This window comes from Sediminitomix flava, assembly GCF_003149185.1.
Lineage (GTDB): Bacteria > Bacteroidota > Bacteroidia > Cytophagales > Flammeovirgaceae > Sediminitomix > Sediminitomix flava.
In genome coordinates this window covers 346,048-368,073 of the sequence record NZ_QGDO01000002.1, presented here as the reverse complement: position 1 = coordinate 368,073, position 22,026 = coordinate 346,048, and the positions used below count along the sequence as shown (strand labels likewise).

General features: G+C 34.7%; 10 protein-coding genes. 8 read left to right on the top strand and 2 right to left on the bottom strand.

The window, feature by feature from the left end; genetic code table 11:
* The first annotated feature begins 4 nt into the window (after window positions 1–4).
* Window positions 5–1,672 carry a sensor histidine kinase gene (locus tag BC781_RS08715; protein ID WP_158281428.1) on the top strand — a complete coding sequence of 556 codons (1,668 nt, stop codon included), beginning with the start codon at window positions 5–7 and terminating at the stop codon, window positions 1,670–1,672.
* On the opposite strand, the gene BC781_RS08710 is transcribed toward BC781_RS08715, so the two are convergent.
* Window positions 1,644–3,347, bottom strand: a complete 1,704-nt coding sequence (locus tag BC781_RS08710) for an RluA family pseudouridine synthase (protein WP_245935598.1) — start codon at window positions 3,345–3,347, stop codon at window positions 1,644–1,646. The two genes, BC781_RS08715 and BC781_RS08710, sit on opposite strands and share 29 nt — an antisense overlap.
* A 196-nt stretch (window positions 3,348–3,543) precedes the next feature.
* Window positions 3,544–4,338 carry a DUF1269 domain-containing protein gene (locus BC781_RS08705; protein WP_109616854.1) on the bottom strand — a complete coding sequence of 265 codons (795 nt, stop codon included), beginning with the start codon at window positions 4,336–4,338 and terminating at the stop codon, window positions 3,544–3,546.
* Window positions 4,339–4,614: 276 nt separating this feature from the next.
* Between BC781_RS08705 and BC781_RS08700 the strand changes: the two genes are divergently transcribed.
* The 7 genes from BC781_RS08700 (at window position 4,615) to BC781_RS08670 (ending at window position 21,981) form a co-directional block, all read left to right on the top strand.
* A complete protein-coding gene (locus BC781_RS08700; RefSeq protein WP_109616853.1) occupies window positions 4,615–5,730 on the top strand; it encodes a hypothetical protein in 1,116 nt (371 codons plus the stop codon).
* Between the two features lie 121 nt (window positions 5,731–5,851).
* Window positions 5,852–6,715 (top strand): formyltetrahydrofolate deformylase, encoded by an 864-nt coding sequence (purU, locus tag BC781_RS08695; protein WP_109616852.1) that lies wholly within the window; start codon window positions 5,852–5,854, stop codon window positions 6,713–6,715.
* Between the two features lie 76 nt (window positions 6,716–6,791).
* Window positions 6,792–7,946 (top strand): helix-turn-helix domain-containing protein, encoded by a 1,155-nt coding sequence (locus BC781_RS08690; protein WP_109616851.1) that lies wholly within the window; start codon window positions 6,792–6,794, stop codon window positions 7,944–7,946.
* An 84-nt stretch (window positions 7,947–8,030) separates the two neighbouring features.
* Window positions 8,031–8,492: a DUF4268 domain-containing protein gene (locus BC781_RS08685; RefSeq protein ID WP_109616850.1), complete on the top strand. Its 462-nt coding sequence runs from the start codon at window positions 8,031–8,033 to the stop codon at window positions 8,490–8,492.
* Window positions 8,493–9,043: 551 nt separating this feature from the next.
* On the top strand, window positions 9,044–12,076 hold the full coding sequence (locus tag BC781_RS08680; RefSeq protein ID WP_109616849.1) for a putative LPS assembly protein LptD: 3,033 nt from the start codon (window positions 9,044–9,046) through the stop codon (window positions 12,074–12,076).
* Window positions 12,077–12,176: 100 nt separating this feature from the next.
* Window positions 12,177–13,127: an L-threonylcarbamoyladenylate synthase gene (locus BC781_RS08675; RefSeq protein ID WP_109616848.1), complete on the top strand. Its 951-nt coding sequence runs from the start codon at window positions 12,177–12,179 to the stop codon at window positions 13,125–13,127.
* A 661-nt stretch (window positions 13,128–13,788) separates the two neighbouring features.
* Window positions 13,789–21,981, top strand: coding sequence for a T9SS type A sorting domain-containing protein (locus tag BC781_RS08670; protein ID WP_109616847.1), 8,193 nt, complete (start codon window positions 13,789–13,791; stop codon window positions 21,979–21,981).
* The last annotated feature ends 45 nt before the right edge of the window (window positions 21,982–22,026 follow it).

Below are 22,026 nucleotides of genomic sequence, written 5' to 3'. Positions count from 1 at the left end.
CAATATGAAATTTGAGATACTTTTAGGGAGTGACGACGACTTTAGTTTCAAGGATAAGGTATTTCACACTAGTTTACTTTTAGGGTGTTTTGGAACTATGTTCGCTTTTGTAACCCATCCATCTAAAAGTGAAATTGGTGGTTTTATTTATGGCTTTTTAGTGCTGTCATTAGCTTCTACAATCGCATATGTTCTTAGTAGATTTTATAAACAGACAAGTACAGCTATGTACTTTCTGATTTGTGGACAGTCTATTTTTATTTTTTTGGAGTGGATGTGGCAAGAAGGTTTGTCAGGTACAAGTAGTTTTACTTTTATTCTGGTCTTAATATTTTCATTGCACTTATTTCCAAGAGCCAAGCATAAATATGTTTATCTCATATTATTATCCTTATTAGCGTTTCTTGTTTTAGGGGAAACATTTTATCCATCTCTAATCCAACCGACTGTCGTAGCTGAAGGGGTAAGAACACATCAGTTTTTCTTTGACTCAATTGTTCTAGCATTACTTATCTATATTTTTAAGAAAGAAGAAGAGAAATCTAATTCAGATCTAATTAGCCAAAAGCTTTCCTATAAATTATTAATTGAGTCAATTAAAGACGATTATCTATTGGCGACAATTGATGAAAAAGGAGATTTAAGTTATATGAGTCCTTCACCCTTGGCTTTATGTGAAGTTTATGATCCAGAATATGGGTACAGACCTTTTTTCTCTTTGTTAGTGAAAATCACGAAGAAGTTGGAATCTTGTCAAGATGTTAAGATTAAAGAGGAAAGGTTTCAATTGAAGACGGGAGAAGAAATTTACCTTCAAATTCATTTCTATGAGAGTTTTAATGAAGGGAAATCAAAGAATCTCATTATACATGAAGTAACCTCACAAGTAAAAGCTAGAAATCAATTATCTAAGTCCGTAGAGAAAGAACGAGAATTGAATACGCTGAGAAATGAATTTATTTCGATGGTTTCACATCAATTCAGAACACCACTAACTACAATTTCGAGTGCAACTGAACTACTCAGACTTAATTTATCACGAATCCCCTTGTCTACGAAATTGGAAAGTTCTCTAAATAAGAAGTTTACACAAGTAGATACATCAATTGAACACCTCACAAAGATGATGCAGGCATTGTTATTATTGAGTGAGATTCAAGAAGAAAATGCTGATGTGGAATTTGAAGAGTTACACATTTCTAATTTAATAGAGTCTGTAATTCAAGGAGAAAAGTTTCGAAATGTAGAATTAAATATTGAAGGAGTATCTAGAAAAGTAGCTGTTCTAGAATTGAAGTTTAAAGAGATGCTTACTCATTTATTGAATAATGCACTTAACTTTTCAGTTCATACCTCGCAATATCCAATCATCAATATTCAATTTGAGAAAGAGTATTATAAAATTCAGATCATTGATTTTGGTATTGGGATGTCAGACTCTGATTTACAAAATATAGGAAAGCCTTTTTTTAGAGCGAAAGGAGTTGAAAATTCTAAAGGTTTAGGGTTAGGATTAGTCTTTGTAAAAAATATTGTAGGGTTACATAAAGGAAAGGTTGACTTTGTGAGTACAAAAGATGTAGGAACTCAGGTTAGTCTTCGTTTCCCTTATGTAATTGCAAATGCTACTTCAGTAAAGCAATCTAAAAGTTTGGATCAACCTGAATACTAAGTCTCTCTTTACTGATAGGATGAGTGAAGTCTATTTTTTCAGCATGTAAATGTAATCGACTGGCTTTTGTTCCATACAAATCGTCACCAACAATCGGACTATTTAATCCTAAGGAATGAGCAGAATGTACTCTTAATTGATGTGTTCGTCCTGTAATCGGATAGAAATGAACTCTCGTTTTACCATCTTTCATCTCTATTTTTTCCCATTCGGTATGTGCATGTTTTCCATATTCGTAACAAACAAGTTGTCTTGGTCTATCATCAAGGTCTACACGAATAGGTAATTTCACTTCGCCAGAATTTCCTTCAATTTCACCGTCAAGCAATGCTATATATCTTTTTTTGACAGTTCTGTTGATGAATTGACTTTGAAGGTCTTTATAGATTTCCTCTGATTTAGCAATGAGCATTAAGCCAGAAGTGGCCATGTCCAAACGGTGAACGATAAGAGGCCCAGAAGCATTCGGGAATTTCTCACGCATTCGAGCATATACGGAATCAAGAATTGTTTTACCTGGTACCGAAAGAAAATCATGAGGCTTATTGACAACCAAAAGATAGTCATCTTCAAATACGATTGGAAGCTCTTTATTAGTTGCAGGATTAGTAAGCATCGGATTTTCATCCATTTCAATGCCTTCTAGCATATGTCCTAAAATTGGTTCGCATTTTCCTCTGCAAGAAGGGTAAAACTGGCCGTGTTTTCTGATTTCTGATTTTGGAGAAGCTCCCCACCAGAATTCTGCCATCGCAACAGGCACAAGGTCATTTTCAAAGGCATATTGAAAAAGTTTTGGAGCAGCACATTCTCCAGCGGCAGCAGGAGGAACTCCATTTGTGGTATTTTCAAAAATCTCGAAAAGCCCTTTTCTTTGCTTGTCCTTATTTAAGAATTGGTATTGGTCGAAAAGTTTTCTTTGAAGCTTAGCAGAACGCTGTTTACGTTCTTTTTTCAGTTGATTGATTTCTTGAATGAATTCATTGTAACTGTTTTCAGCTTTTTCAACACGCTCTTTCCAATGAAGATTTAGGTGTTTTAAAACGATTTTTCCTTTAATACTTTCTTGTTGAAGCTCTTTCTCTAAGTCGCTAAAATCTTCTTCAGATAAGTTTTCTTTTCCTTCTTTTCTTCGTTGATTTCGAGCTTGTTTTTCAGCTTTCATTACTTGTTTTTGTTCTTCCAAAGCTGATTGAGCATAACTTTTTTCTGACTCAAAGAAAAGTAGGGCTTCTTTTAATTCTAAAGCATTTTCAAGGTTTTCAATCTTGTCATTTAAGGCATTTACTTGTTCTTGCTCTTCTAGAAAAAAGCTGTTTTTAGAAAGCATATCAAAGACAGGAGGGACAAAGCCTTTATGATGATTCTGATCGGCTAATTTACCCGAGAATGCAGCTAAATATCCTAACTGATTTTGGCTGTTTCTTACGACTAATACACCAAACATTTTTCCGATGACCATTCCTTCTTGGTCTTTGTTCAGTCCAAAGTTATGTGTCCAATCGGTTTGTGTAGAAATATGATGCTGAAGTTCTTTAGCGGCTTGAATGCACAAGGGGTGAGGTTCGTAATAAAATGGGAAAGTGAATTTTTTTGGTAATTCTATATCATCAATTTTCCCTTCAAAGGTTCTAAAACAGTTTTGCATTTGTGCTATTTCTTGCTCACTTCTCACTTTCTCTCGCTTTTAAATTGTCTTTGAGTAGATCTTACTAAAGCACAAAAGTACAAAGCTTTCTATATAAATTGATTCTATTGGTGAAGAGAAATTAAGATAGTTAACACCAATTTGTTTTTCGTACTATAAAAGAGAGGAGTGAAAAAAGAGCCATGTTTTTTACAAACATAGCTCTAAGTTCTATTTTTTAGTTTTAGGCTGCTGAATCTGTGAAATTGAGTGCTTCTTTTAGCTTCACTACTTGATCATTGTATTTTTTCTCAAGTTCAACTTTACGCTTTTCAAGTTTCTTCTTTTTTCGATCACTAGCGGCTTGAATCTGATTCTCAATTTCTATGATTTTAGCTGATGATTCTTCTTGAGTATTTTCCAATTTTTTCTGAATGGTAAATTTCATGGTCTCAAGCTTCTTCTTTGAATTTTCAAGATGCTTTTCAATATCAGCTTTCATTTCATCTGTAGACTCATTCCATTCTTCCTTTAGTTCATCTATTTCAGCGTTCAAAGCTTCCGATTCACGTCTTAGTTGATCATCAATTACTTCTGAACGATGTCTTCTGAAAATGACTGCATCGAGTTCTTCAAGTCGAGTATCAACAGGAACTTTCCAGCCTTCTTCAACTTCAGCGATGATTGCTGTTTTTCCATTTGACAAAATACCAGCAACTTCTTCCATGAAGCCAGTGTCTACACCAGACTGATCGATGTCGTAGAGTGCGCCTCCCAATAGACCTGCAGATGCACCAAAAGCCATACCTACAGGTCCTCCCAATATTCCAATGAAAGCACCTGTTAACATTCCTACCGCAGAACCCAATGGTCCTTTTTCTCCTTCTTCTTTCAGTTCAGCTTTTCCTTCTTGATTTTTGTGGACTACTGAAGCGGAATACAGACTGATATCTCCACTTTTGTGTAGTTCTTTTAGAGCAGTTAATCCTTTGAAAGCTTTTTCTTCCGTATCGAATACGGCTACAATCATTTTGTTCATTTGAGTAGTTTTTGAGTTAGAAGTAGAATCTAAGAATCAAACAAAAAGAGAATTGTAAATAGTGCCTTTAAGTAAAGGAAATGCGTTATCATTTTTGTTTCAGAAAGAAGATGAGAGGAAAGCTATTAGTCTTTTAATAGAGGAACAGCACTTAAAAGTATTCTTTTAGGCATATTCTAGGAGTGAGTAATTCAATACATGAGAAGAAGGTTTTTTTAAAGCTCAAATCATTAATTTTTATAGTTCTCTAAAATGTCAATTCTCAAATAGCATCCGATGAATAGAATTATTCTCTGTCTCTTAATATTTTGCTCACTTTCGTATGTAGCCAATGCCCAAGTCTATAGTGATAAAGTAGTGGGTAAAAAAAATGAAGAATTACGAGATAGTTTGATGAGTTCAGAATATCCTTACGTCTTGCCAATTCTGGGAAAGAAGGCTACTGCCGCAGGATTTGAGTTGCCATACTCAGCAGGTTTAGGGATTAATTACCTATGGCAAGAGTCAGAAATTGTAATTGATAACCTGAAAGTTGGGGTGAATAATAGTAGGTTGATTGAATTGGATGAAATTGTTCGTTTTAACAATGCTACCGCGACTACGCAAGGTTTAAATTTTAGACCAGATATATGGCTTCTTCCTTTTCTGAATGTATACGGAATTGTGGCTACCTCTCAAACTTCTACGGAAGTAGATTTCAGTGTATTTATTCCTAATCAAGAAAGTTTTGAAGAAGTCTTTAGGTATAAAACAAAAGCCGAATTTGATGCAACTACCTTTGGTTTTGGGATAACACCAACCATAGGTATTGGAGGAGGTTGGTTGGCTTTAGATATGAATTTTTCTTGGACTGATATCCAAGAGCTAGAACGTCCTGCTTTTTCCTATGTTTTTGGGCCAAGGTTGGGTAAAACCTATAATTTTAAAAAGAAAGACCGGAATATATCTGCTTGGGTTGGAGGGTTCCGTGTAGAAATAAGAAGCGATACACAAGGAAGTATTCAATTAGAAGATGTGTTGCCACAAGATGGAAGTTTAGGAGAACGTATAGACAGTGGTTTGGAAGCCGTTGAAACAAGACAACAACAAGTAGATGATTGGTGGGAAAGTCTGACGCCAGCACAACAACGTTTAAATCAGAAGCTGTATGATAGAACTAATGAACTTCTAGGAAATGCAAACGAATTGTTGACACGTTTGGATGATGCTGTTAATCGTTTGCCAAGTTCGTCGATACAATACAGTTTAGATAAACGTCAGAAAGAAAATTGGAATTTTATAATTGGAGCACAGTATCAACACAACAAACATTGGATGATCAGAGGAGAAGTCGGGTTCTTAGGAGAACGAACTCAATTTATAGGTGGTTTACAGTATCGATTTGGGCTATAGATTAAATCTTTCTCAATTTTGTTTTGCTTTTGTTAATGAAATCGAGTTTCTGTTGTTAATTATTTAGATATTGACCTTATTTAATGTTGATATTGTAATTTTAAGTTATTTGATATAAACTATGCAACAATCAGAAACAGCAATCCTTCTTATGCACTGTGCCGATCAGGCAGGGATAGTGACGGCCGTCACAAGTTTTATTCATGAAAACAGAGGGAATATTATTTATTTGGATCAGCATGTTGATCGTGATCAAGACCGATTTTTTATGAGAATCGAATTTGATTATGATCAGTTTATAATTCCAAAGAAAAAACTACATGACTATTTCAATACACTTGTAGCTACACGCTATCAGATGAGCTTTGAATTGCATTTTTCTTCCCATACACCTAGAATGGCTGTTTTTGTTTCAAAAATGTCTCATTGTCTGTATGATATTTTGTATAGAATGGAGTCTGGAGAGTGGAAAGTAGAAATTCCTGTGATAGTCGGTAATCATCCTCAACTTGAGAAAATAGCAAAGCGTTTTGATATTCCTTTTGAGTATGTACCAATAACAAAAGAAACTAAAGAAGAAGCGGAAGCAAAGCAATTGGAGTTGATGGAAAAGTACAATGTAGATTTTATTGTTCTTGCTCGATATATGCAGATTATCACTCCTAAGTTCTTAGAAAAATTCCCATTAAAGATTATCAATATTCATCATTCTTTCCTTCCTGCATTTGTTGGGGCTAAACCATATCATGCAGCTCATAACAGAGGAGTGAAGTTGATTGGTGCGACTAGCCATTATGTGACCGAAGATTTGGATGCGGGGCCAATTATTGAACAGGATATTGCTAAAATTAGCCATGCTGATGAAGTTAAAGATTTGATTAGAAAGGGGAAAGATGTAGAAAAAATTGTTCTATCTAGAGCTATTTGGTATCATATTAATCACAAGTTGCTAGCCTTTCAGAATCGTACGGTGATTTTCGAATAATTTGTTATTTCGTTAATAAGTGAAAAACCTTATCCGTAGGAAGGATATCATCGAATGAGAGGATATATTTACGGTTATGAGAGAATTTTTACTGCACATAGGTATCGTACAATGTTTCTTTGGAGCTGTTGTGATCTTCAATAAAGATCGTAAAAGGTTATCCGATTACCTTTTAGCTGCATGGTTGATATTGGCAGGGGTGGAAGGCTTAGTTGAGTATTTGTATACCAAAGATCTTTCCTCTCCTGTATCTATTTTTCTTCCTCTTTGTTCTGGTCCACTTTTACTACTTTATACCAGAAATCTTATAGCTATAAAACAAGCTTGGAAAAAGTATGACTGGCTTCACTTTTTACCAGCACTCATTATATTTCTTATTGGTTTCTATCTGAAAGATGATCTTGTAATGGACGAAGGTAAGTTCTTTCGAGTGGATGATTACCTTTGGTTCCGACTGCTTGTACTTGTGAGTTATATCACTTCATTTTTTGTGTATGCGGTCATCGTTATAATCCTTGTTATTAACCATAATGCTAAAATTCGAGATTCTTTTTCTTATAGCGATGGGAGTGTGACCTTGAGTTGGTTAAGGATAATCTTATTCTCTTATCTAACAATCAATATTATTCCTGTGGTTTGGGGCTTTGGTGCATACTTTCTTTCACTGAATTCTCGGGATATGTTATTATCACCAGGAGTGATCTCTAACATAGGCTTAGTGATTTTTGCATTCTCAATTACTTATTATGGAGCGAAGCAAAAAGCTCTTTATCATTCCGATTTATATGAATCTGAAGATGATGTTGAGGCTGAGGAAAAAGAAGAGGAAGAGAAAAAAGATGTAGCAAAATATGAAAGGTCAGGCTTGAAAGCTGATGATCTTAAAGTTTATGAAAATAAGCTTATTCAATATATGGAGGCTCAAAAACCATATTTGAATTCTGAGTTAAACATTCAAGATTTGGCAGAGCATTTAGGGATTTCTAGGCATTACCTCACACAGCTTTTAAATACTGTAATCGATAAAAACTTTTATACTTTTGTCAATGAATATAGGATTGATGAGGTTAAGAAAAAGTTGATTGACCCTTCAAATAGTCATCTGACAATTCTAGCCATAGCATTTGATTGTGGGTTTAATTCAAAATCTACTTTCAATTCTTTGTTCAAACAAAATACAGGAAAAACACCCTCGGTATACAGAAAAGAAATGAGTGCAGCTGCGTCTTAAGTAAAAACTAATTAAAACATAGTATTAAAATAATACATTGTATCTATCTTTGAGGCTAGTTTAAGAAGTAAAAAGAGACAATATATGTTTTCTAAAGAAGAAGCATCGAGAATTAGAAGTGAGTTTTGGACCAAGTTTGGGAAGATGCTTAGGCCTTATACTTCAGGAGAAGGAAAGAGGATAAACTGGACGAACTACAAGACAGGAGTCAAGAATATCTTTTTTAAAATGGATGCCGATAAGAAGAAAGCAAGTATTGGTATTTATTTGACGCATAAAGACCCAGATATTCAGGAAATCTTTTTTGATCAATTTGAAGAAATGAAAACCTACTTACATAACCTCTTGGGGGAAGAATGGGAGTGGGAATTACATTCAACAAATGAAATGGGGCAAACTGTTTCTTGTATATATACAGAGTTACATGGAGTTAACTTATTTAGAGAAAGCGATCATGCAGATATATATGCTTTTCTAAAACCAAGAATCTTAAAATTGAATGAGTTTTGGGAGGATGCAAAAGATGTTTTTGCAACTTTATACTAAATAAAACATAGCTATCATTAAACCACCATGTAGTGTAAACTAAAACAAATAGCTTTTTTGAGAATGACATTTAATACTAATTGACAGTTTTAAAGATTTATTAGGTAGGAGTGAGTATGACCACCATACTATCCAGAATGTCATAAAGTGGGGGATGGAACTTGTAGTTTATAAATGAATAACGCGGAAATTCTAATTTATTAATCTTAAAAAAGAATGTACGTGAAAGTAAAGTTTATTCTTTTTTATTATTTCCCCGCATTATAGATAATGATCTTCTGATTACTTGATAAGTCATTAGTAATGTGTGTGATCTTTCCTAAAGTCTTTTTTGTAAATGTTTGAAGGTGTAATCTTAGGATGTAAATCATCTGTATTGATTAACATTTAAAATTAGAGAATAGGAAGGTTTTTTATAATTTTAGGCTCGTTTGAGACTTTGTTAACGGAGTGTAAAAAAACATAAAGGTTTGTGCCTTTGCCGTTTAGATTTAACTTTGCGAGTCGAACGATCGATATTGATAAGGCATTTTGTAAAAAGAGAATATATTTTGAACAGGTCTTTTATTTTTTTTGGACTGCTTTTTATTTGGTTTCAACTCTTCTTTTTAGGAGCAAATCATACCGTAAAGGCAGATTCGCGTGAGATATTGGAAGAGGAGTTGGTATTGAAAGATTCCTTGACCGAAATACAAAAAGAAGCCCTAATCTTAGCTGAAACATTAGATGACCTAAACGAAGTGACAGATAGTTTTCTGCTCACAGATATGGCTGCATCTTTACGTGCTTTTGCCAATGATAAAGTATTTAAGGCAGAGCGTGGTAAAATTGTGTTGAGAGAACGATTAGATAATCCCGAAACAGTTGAGCAATTCAAGATTTTCAATCAGATGATCTTACAAGAAGATAAAGGTCTGATGGAACAGCTGATTGGAACCCCAATTTTTGAAGATTTAGCAGATATTGTTTACGAATTTGGTACCGATGAAGTAGAAGGGAAAACAATCTCGGAAACGTTTGGGAGTTACCTTGAAGATGGTGCAATACTCATTTCTCAGTCAGAAGATAAATTTCAGTTTCCTATTGATTATGTTTCAGATTCTTCATGGACGGATGTAATTAATCAGGAAATGGTACTCTATAATAATGCTGAAATTGTATATGGGAGTAAGGTGTTGAAAGCTAGTGAAATTCGTGTGAATTTTGCAACCAATACAGTTACAGCCTTAGGTATTCCAGATTCTACGGGAGTATTAGTAGGACAACCTGTTTTTAAAGATGGACCTGCAGTTTACAATGCAAGAGAAATGATCTATAACCTTCAAACAGAGAAAGGTTTGATTAGAGGAATTGTAACTGAGGAAGGTGATGGTATTGTGCAAAGTAGATTGATGAAGAAAACCCCAGGAGAGTCTATCTACATGGGAGGAAATATCTATACTACTTGTAACTTGGAACACCCTCATTATGCTATCCGTGCTCGTAAAATGAAACTGGTGCCTCAAAAACATATTGTATCGGGGCCTTTCAATTTTGAGTTGAATGAAATTTCCTTACCACTTGGTTTTGTTTATGGACTATTTCCATCGCAAAGAAACCCTTCCTCTGGATTTATAATGCCTAGTTATGGTGAATCTTCAGATCGTGGTTTTTATTTGAGAGATGGTGGATTCTATTTTTCCATCAGTGATTATGCCGCTGTTCAACTTTTAGGTGAGATTTATACCTTAGGTGGTTGGGGACTCAGGTCAAGAATCGATTACAGGAAACGTTATGCCTTCAATGGTAACTTTGACTTGAATTACAGGAAAGTAGTTGCAATGGCAGATGATGGTAGTGATGACATTACAAATGACTACCGATTGGCGTGGACTCACTCAATGGATTCTAAAAATTCATTCTCGTTTAGTGCGAGTGTGAACTTAGCTTCTACAGATTATAATAGAAATAACCTTGCGAATTCAAACGATTACTTGAGTTCTACTTCTAACTCAAACGTTAGATTTTCAAAGACATTTCAAGGAACGCCTTTTTCTACAACAGGTAGTGTGCGTTTGAATCAAAACTTGGTAAATGGTATTGAAACCTTGCAAGGAGACCTTGGTCTGAATATGACGAGGGTTCAACCTTTTAAAGGGAAGTCGAATAAGAAAGATCCAATCTCTCAACTTAGTATTTCATATACAGGTTCATTACAAGGAGAAATGACCAATGATACGACGAGGTTTGAAAACTTTCCATTTGATGTAGTTAATAATAGAACAGAACCAATTGTTGAGTATGATTCTTTAAATAGACCACCTTCATTAATTGAGAACTTAGGTTTCTATAGCAACTTTATTAACTATGGTGTTCAGCATAATATTCCAATTTCAACAAACTTCACTTTATTGAAGTACTTTAATTTTACACCAAGTTTTACTTATCGTGAGGTATGGTCACCAGAAAGGTTTGAGTACACGTATAATGAAGAAGAAAATGCGGTTGAAGTTGAAAAGTTTAATGAATTCACTAGACAGTATGAATATAGTACAGCTATAGGGTCAACTACTCGTATGTATGCCTTCTATAATTTTAAAGGAGGTTCTACCTTACGTCACCAGATGACTCCTTCGTTGAGTTTCAGTTATAGACCAAATTTTGCAGATTCGCAGTTTGGTTACTATGAAAATGTTCAAACTGATCCTGACGGTACAACTAGAGAAGTATCAACCATTCAAGGTTCTACATTTAATAGCCCTGGGGCTGGTGAAAACGCATCACTAAGTTTCTCTTTAGGTAACCAATTTGAATTAAAGGTTAGAGATAAAAATTATACAGGAGAAGAAGGGCAAGATAAATTTAAGAAAGTTAAGATATTAAATAGTTTATCATTAAGTGGTTCATATAACTTCTTAGCAGATTCGTTAAACTTGTCAACGATTAGAGTTTCAGGTAACACGACATTATTTAAAAACATATCATTGAACTTTGGTGCTACTTTAGATCCTTATGCTTATGATGCACTAGAAACTGATCCTGGTACAGGTGAGGTGACTAGACAGAATAGAACGGGTACTTTCTTATGGGATGCAGAAGGACGACTTGTAGATTTGACAAATGCCAACCTTTCTATTTCAGCAAACTTTTCACCAAAGGGAAGTAAAGAGAAAAAAGAAAGTAAAGTAGAACAGTATCAACCTAAAAATGATCTGGAGGCTGCTATCAAAGATGATATTCTCAGAAATCCTGATTTATACATGGACTTTTCTGTTCCATGGTCATTGAATTTGAGTTATAACTTGAACTATACGCAAAGGGGGTTTGAAGAAAGAACCATTACTCAGTCTTTAACATTTAGAGGCGAGTTAGGATTGACTGAAAAATGGAGAGTTAATTACTCAAGTGGTTATGACTTTACTAGAGGTGATTTTTCTTATACTACTATAGATTTATCTAGAGATTTGCACTGTTGGCAAATGAGTTTTAACTGGATTCCATTCGGTGAAAGACAGTCTTATAACTTTACGATAGCAGTGAAGTCATCTATGCTAAGTGACCTGAAAATTGAGAAGCGAGATTCTTGGTATGATAGAACTCGTTAAAAGATTCAATTGAATGTTATTAACTAAAACAAGCTAAAGAAAAGGAGACTTTTACAGCTTTTTGAGTTAACTACTTGAATAAACGTAGAATCGGCAAAGAGTGAAAGGAAAAGATATACAATACGCAAAGGCGTGTTTGGAAAGAGGTGAACTAGTGGGCTTACCCACAGAAACAGTTTATGGGCTAGCTGGTAATGCTCTAAATCCAAAGGCTGTAGCTTCTATATTTGAGACTAAAAAGCGACCTGCTTTTGACCCTTTGATTGTCCATTGCGACAGCATTGAGAAGGTTAAGGATTATGTTCAGGAAATTCCAGCTGAAGCAATGCTTCTCGCTGAGAAATTTTGGCCAGGGCCACTTACGATGGTGTTACCACGAAAGCCAATCATTCATGATCTTGTGACATCCGGTCTAGATACAGTAGCTGTCAGAGTTCCCAATCACCCTTTGAGTTTGGCTTTGCTAAAAGAAATTGATTTTCCAGTAGCAGCACCGAGTGCAAATCTTTTCGGTTTTGTCAGTCCAACCACAGCAGAGCATGTAGAGTCAGGACTTGGCGATAAGATTGGTTATGTGCTAGATGGAGGAGCTTGTTCAGTGGGTATTGAATCGACTATTGTTGGTTTTATTCAAGGAAAACCTACTGTTCTAAGAAAAGGCGGAATCAGTATTGAGCAGATTGAAGCTGTAATTGGTCCCGTAGAGGTTAAGTCTCATTCTTCGTCACAGCCTGAAGCTCCAGGAATGCTTAAAAAACATTATTCACCAGGTATTGAAATGATTATTGGTGATATTGTGGAAAATATAGCAAAGTATAAAGACTTAAAGGTAGCTACGCTTTCGTTCAAAGATACTTTTGAAGAGATTCCAAATGATTTACAGTTTGTTTTATCCTCTAATGGCAATTTAGATGAAGCTGCTCAGAACTTATTTAAAATGCTAAGGGAATTGGGTGAACTGGATATCGATCTGATTTTGGCAGAACTACTTCCTGAAGAAGGTTTAGGTGTTGGAATTAATGATCGATTAAGGAGAGCCGCAGCAAAATAAAAGCAGAGTTTATATATAGAATTGAACTCACATGTCAGAGTGAATGATATGTGAGTTTTTTTATGCTCAATACTAATGTCGAGTCTATTTGCTTATAACACCTTATGGAATAGTATTTTTTAGACTACTAATAGAATTATATAGTACTCATCGTGAGGTATTTCTTATTTGTTAATAGATTATAAGTTAAAAAATGAAATATTTAAGGGGATCTTACATACACTAAGTCAAGGGAGAATATCAATTTAAAGCGATATTTCTTCTATTGTGATACTTTACCTTATTAAGAATATATACTCTCATTATTAACAGACGATATAAAACTAAAATGGTTTTATAGAGTTGATATTTAAAATATAAAACTGTAAATATTATTAAATCCTATTATTAAAAACAACCAAAAAAATAAAGTATTAATACAATAAATAGCTATTGTAATCATTCTACTTAAGAAAGATTATAACTTTTAGAAAGGGGTTTTGAACTTTTTTGAGTTATTTATTTTGTCGTTCTACGATAGAGATTCTTTATAAAATGTTTAATATTGCTCTTTGGTAATTGAAAGAGTCAAGCTATTAGCATTTACTCTTCTCATTTTATTTATATCAGAAATACAATACTTTATTCATATAGCAAAATTCTATTTTGTCAACAATCACTCATGAAAAAGTCTATTATTATTCTCAAATTGCTTTTATGTACCTTTTTTGCCTATTCTCAAGAAACTTGGTACAGCTATAAGTCTGGAGACTGGGATGACGCTGGTTCTTGGACTTTAGACGGTGCTTCTTTACCTATCTATGATAACCCTGGTGGAGATACACCTGATGCAGATGATGATATCGTTATTACATCAGGTAGGACTATTACCGTTCAGAATGATACTGATTTACCTGATTTTACAGGAAGCCTAACAATTTATGGTACACTGAACTTTGGTACATCAGATGGTAATAATACAGATGATACAGACCTTATTGATAGTGAACGATATGTATTTGCCCAAATTCTAGGTGATGGAACCATAGAATTTTATGGCTATGATAACACAGGCGTTTTCTATGATAACCTTCCTTCTTCTGAAAACTCTAATTGGAGTAACTTCGAAGGTGTTATCGTTGCGAAGGGAGGAAATAATATATACATAAATCAAGAGTGGACATCAACGAATACATCAGCTTTATATGAATTTAAAGTAGATATGGATGAAACTGCTGATGAAGTAGTTTTTTTAGAAGATGTAGAAATCTCAAATAATCTTCAAGTTGATAAAGGAACGTTACGTATCAACCAAAATACGAATGAGTTTGGAGGTTCAAGTGAAGGAAAACAACTTGATATTTTAATCAGTGGTAGCGTTACAATTTCAAGTGATGGTGAATTTAATGCTGGATCAGGGGCAATTTATGCTTCAGGTAATTCTTCAACTTATCATGGCGATTGGCATACAGTAACAGTAGGTGGGGACTTTACAAATAATGGTAGTATTGATTTTTCTCCTGGTCTTGTTGTTGGATCTGTTGATTATTATGACACAGACGATGCTGCAGTTTCACTCTATTTTACCGGAGCAAGTGATAATAGTTTTCTTGTAAATAGTTCTACTATACTTTACAATCTAATTATTGATAAAGGAACAGATCGTACATACCAATTATCTTTAAATGTAGCCAATACCCCAGATGATCTATATATTTTGGGAAGTAACGATGGTGCTGTAGATAGGGATGTTCAAGATCCAGAAGTAAAGAAAAATATATATATAAAAGCTGGTACTTTATCACTAGAGGGGAAGACTTATATAAGGTCTTTAGGTGAAGAAAGTGGTGCTAGTGAAGATATCTTTGTTTTGGGAGAAAGTGCAGGACTAGAGTTGAATGGAGCAGATGTACAACTAGATTTTTCTAACTCTGCGACAGGTCAGTCAATGTATATAATTGGTGAGTTAACTGTAAATGAGGGATTACTTGATTCAAAAGGAAGTATCGCTTGTTTTATTGGTAATACAGGTAGTTTTACTGTTAATGGTGGAACAGTGAAGTTAGGACAATTAAGACCTACAAGTTATACTTCGGATGCAGTTATATCATTTTCTCAAACAGGAGGGACTATACTTTTTGAGGATGGAACTCATGATGGGCATGTGAATGAAACCTATGCTGTGTTAGATCTATCTGGAACTAATTACAGTGTGAATTTACTTGGAGGAGAAATATATTTTGAGAGAACTAAGTCTGCAAATAGTGGTAATTCTGCATTTAAGGGAGGGACTGCCATTAATGTAGATGTAGATGTAACAAAATACAATGTATCTAAAGATCATAAGATAACTTTATCAATGACAGATGCGAGCGATGTTGCATTTGGTATTGTATCAAATATACCTCTAGGAGAATTTGTAATAGAGGAAACTCAAGGTTTAGGGGTTTCTTTGCAGAGTGACCTTGAATTAATGGGAGATCTCCATATCCAAAAAGATATTCTTGATGCTCAGACATATACATTAACCCTAAATGGAAGTATGACTGTAGAGGATGGTACAGACATAGGTTATGATGCATCTGCAAATACAACAATCTTCCAAGGAACAGAAGATGCTCAATTAGCTTTATATCATCATCACGATGCTGATATGCAGCTGTTTAAAAATCTTCAAATCAATAAAGAAGGAGCAACACTATCTTTATATGGTGATGAAACGAAGGATGATGTTGAAAGTTGGAATAGTAACTTGATACAGACGGCTAGTGATGGTGCTTTCGAGTTGCTTGCTGGTACTTTAGATTTAAGAGAGTTTTCAGCATATTTATTAGGAGATATAACAAACTATGGTACACTAGGTATTTATGATGCAGATGATCCAGAGCACGATAACGTTGCTGCATTGGTCAAATTTAGAGGTACAAATGGTTCATACGGTTATAATACAATAAATACCATAGAAGGAGCTAATTTTGGTAATGTTCGAATGAACAGTGAGACAGAAGTAATTCGTTTCACTTCTGACGTCCATATTGACAGACTTGAGTACAAACATGGTCGATTAGAACTAGGTACTTATAAGCTTGAGGTAGATGAATTAGTTGAAGATGTAAATGGTGGCGCTCCTTTAGATGAAACTGATTGGCAAGAAAAAGATATGATGTTAGTAGCTGGAAATGCTTCTGATGGCGGATTATCTATAAAAGTTACTTCTGATGGTACTTATAGGTTCCCGCTAGGAATCAATTTAGACCCAACAGATGATGAAGGCGATGGTAAATATACTCCTCTTGAAATAAAACTTGAGAATGTAACTTCTGAAGGTTATGTGACAGTATCAATTGCTGATGAATACCTTCAAACGGTGCAGCAAAGTATTGGAGCTACTGAGTTACTCTCATATTATTGGAGGGTCGATTACTCAGGCTTTGATGATGGTGCATCCTTGCCAAATGTAGAGTATGTAAAACTTACGGCAAACAATGAAGATAGTAATGACGATACGGGTACTAATGCAAGTGGATATGGCTGGATTCCTGGTCGTGTATTAGATGTAGATCCTTTTACTAGAGAAGATGGCTCTGGAATTAGTCCTGCTATTAGTGGAAATGAAATCATTTATGGTAGTGATGGAAATGAGTTTGAACTAGATAAAGCAAATTACACAGCAGGTCTAGCATCTAAATTTACTGGAAGTGTTGAAATTTATTATTCATATACATCTTCTGGGGTATGGGTAGATTTTAATAATTCTTCAAATTGGTCTACCGTAAGTCATACAGACCCTACAAATGCAACAAATGATTATCCAAAAGAAGGAGATGTTGCAATTATAGGTTCAACACATCTAGGTGGAGGGACAGGTCGAGTTCAAATGAGGTCAGACGTAGATGTCAATGTCGCATCCTTAATCTTTGATTCGCAAGACGGTGCAGGTCCATTAAATGCTCAAGGTCTCTCAAGACTGAGAATGCAAACAAGCTCAAGTAAGACAACTGCATATATTGGACAACTATCAGGAATTGGAGAAATTACATTAGATATTGGACGAGCAGTTGGTGATGCTACAGTAGAAGGAGATGTAGGGGATTTTGCAGAGCAAGATAGTAGTGGATGGTTCTATTGGATTCAAGTTGATAATGAAGATTTAACTATTTCTAATAGAAGTGTTTTTCCAGGTTTGAGATTCTTTGGATCAAGTGCTATTACCAATACTACAGTCACTTTTGATCAACCAATATTTGCAAAATCATTATTGGTTGATAAAAATTCAATATTCAGAATTACCAATGATGTAGAGATTGAAGATGATGTAGAAATCGGAGATAATGAATTAGGTAATATTGTAATCGCGAATACAGGAAGTGATATAACTGTTGATATTGGAGGGTATTTACAATTGGATGATGGTTCTACTTTTACTGTTGAAGATGCTGGTTCAAGTGAACATTTATTAAAAATTGGCGGAGATTTGATTTTTGTAAATGCAGGTTCTTTTGACTTAAATACAGGGAATTCTAATGCTGTACTTGAATTAACTGGTAGCAATGATGCTGAGTTTATAACATCTAATATTTCACCAGATCTTTATAGAATAAAAGTCTCTAAAGATACTGGGAAATCATTTACATGGGGACAAAGTATCAACTCCTTAACATCAGCTTCAAATGGTAGTAATGATTCGAAACCAATCGTTGTAGAATCGGGTAAATTTGTTTTAGATAATTCTTCAATAGATTATACACTATCTAGTGGTGGTGATGACTATTACATTCCTTCGGGTGGAGAATTAGAACTTGCTGCAGGTGTATTAAGAATTGATGGTTCATCTAATGGATTGTCACTCGATGGTACATTAACAGTATCTGGTGGAGATTTCTTATTAGAAGGAAGTAACTCATATATCGAATATACTTCATCAGGGAATGCGTCAATTAATATCTCAGATGGAAATTTATTAGTCGGAGGTTATGTAAGAGGTGCTTCAACTAATGAGAATGAAGGAATTCTTAATTATAACCAGACTGGGGGTAATTTTGTAGTAGGTTTTAATGCGAATTCATCATCTACTACAAATGGTAATTGGGCTGCTTTCGATTTAGATAACACAAGTACATTTAATTTGGATGGTGCTAGTTCAAAATTTATTATAGCTGATGTTTATAATAATGATGAAGCACTACATTTAAGTGAGTCGATAACCTTAAGTCAATCGGGTGATGCGGTTATCGAATTTGGGTACGAGGATGTAGACTTTGATGGTACGGGTATTGATGTTTCCACAGCTGCAAGTAATACGACTTTCAAAATAAATACTTCTAAAGATTTAACTAATATCAAGCTGAATTCACATTCATCTCTTTCGGGCTTGAAGTTATTAGTAGAAACAGGTAGTAAAGACCTAAATCTTTCTGGAGACCTAGAGGTATCGACAGGTACAACTTTTGAAATTGAAGACTCTCGTGCCTTAACATTAGAAGGTAACTTGATTAATAATGGTACGGTCTCAACTGCGGATAATACAACTGTTACATTTGCAGGATCATCAGATCAAAGTTTATCAGGTTCAGGAACGTCTAGTTTTTATGATTTAGTACACTCTGGTTCAAGTGATCTTAGCTTTTCACATGATATTACGGTCAGCAATGATCTTCAAAACTTAGCTGGTAGTTTGACAACTACTGGAGTGACGCTTGATCTTGATGGTGATATTCAAATGGATGGCTCTCAAGTTCATTCTGATAATACAGGAGGTATATTATTCTCTGGTACTACTGCTCAGCAGATTAATGGTACAGGAACATTTGCTAGATTACATATCAACAATAATAGTGGTGTAGAAATACCCGATGACAATGGAGATATCACGATTGACGGCGTCTTAGTATTGGAATCTGGAATATTTAATGTGAATCAGAATCTTTTGATTCTAGCTGAAAATACAAGCGTTGTAGATGAAAGTGGTACTACCAACTTCTCAGAGACGAATATGATTTCAACGAATGGATCTGAGCTAGATAAAGGTGTTCGTAAGATATTCCCTGCTTCATTTAATACGAACTATATTTTTCCAATTGGTCGTGATGACGCTTCTGCTAAGTATACTCCAATTCAAGTTTTATTTGAGAATAATGGTTCTTTGGAACGTACAGGAAGTGATGCAGGATGGATTACTGTGAAAGCAGAAAATCAAATGATTGCAACGATTAGTAATGATACAGAGGTATCGCCTGTACCTGAGTTTGATGATACTCAAAACGTATTACAATATTATTGGGTATTAACATCAAGTGGTTTGTCTATCAGTAAACCAGACCAAGATGCAGGAGACCTAGATGATGTTCAAATCGAATTTTCTTACTTGGGAACTGATGCACTTGTGTCTAGTACAGATGACATGTCATATACATTTAATGTGGCAGATCATTATGTAGCAGCATTATTATCTACATCATCTGTAACTTGGGATAAACAGTATGGTGGAGTAGATGACAGCAATGATAATTTCACTTGGGAATATAAGGACGGAGAAGGTGATGAAACAATCTCTGGTTATTATACTGCAGGTGTCGGTAATGATAAAGATAATATTGCTGGTAATGGTGTCGATGAATTATTCACTGGAACTAATGGTGCAATCAACGATGATCTACCAATCTTTATCACTAAACAAAGTGGTAACTATTCTGATATAAATACATGGGATACTGGAGTATCGACAGGTAGTGTAGCCGATGGTGTAGGTCCTGTAGGTGGTATTATAATCATTGATGCCAATGATGAGGTTACGGTAGATGAGTCTATTCGAGTGCTGAAAACATATATTCATGAAAATGGGGTGTTAATCTTTGATGAAACACCAGGAAATAGATTGGGTGCTGTATCTGGAGCTGTAACGAACGCTGCATCATTGATCGGTTCTAGTTCTGCTGATATACCAAACGGTGTACCAGGTACATTTAAGTTCTATATTGAAAATAATAATGGCTTGATTATGCCTAGTTATTATTGGAGCAATCCGGATGATGTAGATGACGACTGTGATGTGAATTTTGAGTTTACAGGAACTGCAAATTATAATGTGCCAATTTATAAAGCACGTTCAATCAATGTAGATGTTGGAACAACAAACACACTTACGTTACCAGACAATACATTAGAGATTTGCGAAGACTTGGTACTTACTAATGGTATTTTAGATCAGAATTCTGCTCAGAATATAGAGGTTCAAGGTTCTTTTGAAACGAAAAATGCCAGTGTATTAGACTTAGAGTCGGGTGTAGCTTTCAATGTGTCTAATGATTTTACACATAATGCTACCACAGATATCGTACTTGATAATAGTTCAAGTTTAACGGTTGGTGGAAATCTAGTTGTTGGAGCTGGAGCTACTTTAACTGCAAATGCTAATGTAAGTAGTTTCTACATTCAAGGAAATACAACGCTAAGTGGTGAATTATCCATTGATAATGGAAATGAAATAGATTTAGATGGTAATCTGACCCTACAAAGTACAGGTACTTTAACAGGAGCTTCAACATCCTCTACAATTGAATTAGAAGGTGATTTATCAAATAATTCGGGAACATTTAATCTTGGTGATTCTTACTTGGAGCTAGATGGTTCTTCTAGTCAATCAATCTCTGGTATTAGCTCACTGAATTATTTGAAATTAAATAATACTGGAAGCGGAGCTTCTTTGAGTTCAGATATAACTGTCAGTCAAGAATTAGACTTCACTGATGGAGTATTATCAACCTCAGCTAAACTTATATTTGCAGATGAAACAGTGATCGTAAATGGATCACAAGATAGTTATGTAGATGGACAAGTGGAGGTTACTATAAATTCTACAAGTAACTATGTTAGGTTACCTATTGGTGGAAGTTCATCTTATAGACCTATAGAAATTAAACCTGACGATATCTCTGGTCAAGCTTGGACAGTAAAATATCTAAACTCGAGTCCAGAGGATGTTACAAGTGATTTAGAAGATACGGAATTATCAAGTTTAGTTGAATTTGGATATTATGAAGTTTATACTGAGACATTGGAAGATAGTGCATTTATTAGTATTCCTTGGGATACAAGTAATGGAATAGACTGGGGCGTATCTGAAACTATACTTGATGATGATGATCTAAGAATGGCAGATGTAGATGCAAACGGTTTACCAGCTTGGACAGCAAGAGATATAAGTAAAACAGGAACAAGTTCGTCAGGAAATATTCAATACTCAAGCTCTTATAAATTTGAGGCTTCTGGAGCTTACTACTTTACTTTAGGAGTGAATGATGGTACGAATGAAACTTTACCTGTAAGTATGATTTATTTCAATGCTGCTCGTACAAATTCAAATGCTGTATCATTACAATGGATGACTGCAAGTGAGATTGATAATAAAGGATTCTATGTTGAGCGATCGAGAGATGGAATAAACTTTGAAAATATTGGTTGGGTTGATGGACAAGGCTATTCAGATCTACAAGTTCAGTATAGTTTTGTAGATGTAAACCCTGGAAATGGACAAGTAGTTTATAGACTAAGACAAGTTAATTTTGGAGGGTTCATTGAAGCAGATTATTATGCTAATGTAGAAGCTTCTAATGCTGAAGTTAATGTTAAAGTTTATCCAAATCCATTGCATAGTGCTGATCAGTTAAAATTAGTGTACTCAGGGCTTAGTATAAATGCTGATGCTGATTTAGAGCTTAGAAGTGGTAATGGTACATTAATCAAGCATATGGAATTAACGTCTGATTCAGATGGTGTAATTAGAGAAATGTTAGACATGAACTTGAATACAGGTTTGTATCTAGTTTCACTAAGAATTAATGGAAGAGTTTATACAAAGAGAATTATAGTGAACTAATGTAGTTGAAGTATATAATTCTTATAAAAAATTTGATCGGTGTTG

What these genes read in the sequence shown, in the direction of transcription:
- BC781_RS08715 (WP_158281428.1), top strand. Translation starts at nt 5, where the DNA reads ATGAAATTTGAGATACTTTTAGGGAGTGACGACGACTTTAGTTTCAAG.
- BC781_RS08705 (WP_109616854.1), bottom strand. Translation starts at nt 4,338, where the DNA reads ATGAACAAAATGATTGTAGCCGTATTCGATACGGAAGAAAAAGCTTTC.
- BC781_RS08700 (WP_109616853.1), top strand. Translation starts at nt 4,615, where the DNA reads ATGAATAGAATTATTCTCTGTCTCTTAATATTTTGCTCACTTTCGTAT.
- purU (WP_109616852.1), top strand. Translation starts at nt 5,852, where the DNA reads ATGCAACAATCAGAAACAGCAATCCTTCTTATGCACTGTGCCGATCAG.
- BC781_RS08690 (WP_109616851.1), top strand. Translation starts at nt 6,792, where the DNA reads ATGAGAGAATTTTTACTGCACATAGGTATCGTACAATGTTTCTTTGGA.
- BC781_RS08685 (WP_109616850.1), top strand. Translation starts at nt 8,031, where the DNA reads ATGTTTTCTAAAGAAGAAGCATCGAGAATTAGAAGTGAGTTTTGGACC.
- BC781_RS08670 (WP_109616847.1), top strand. Translation starts at nt 13,789, where the DNA reads ATGAAAAAGTCTATTATTATTCTCAAATTGCTTTTATGTACCTTTTTT.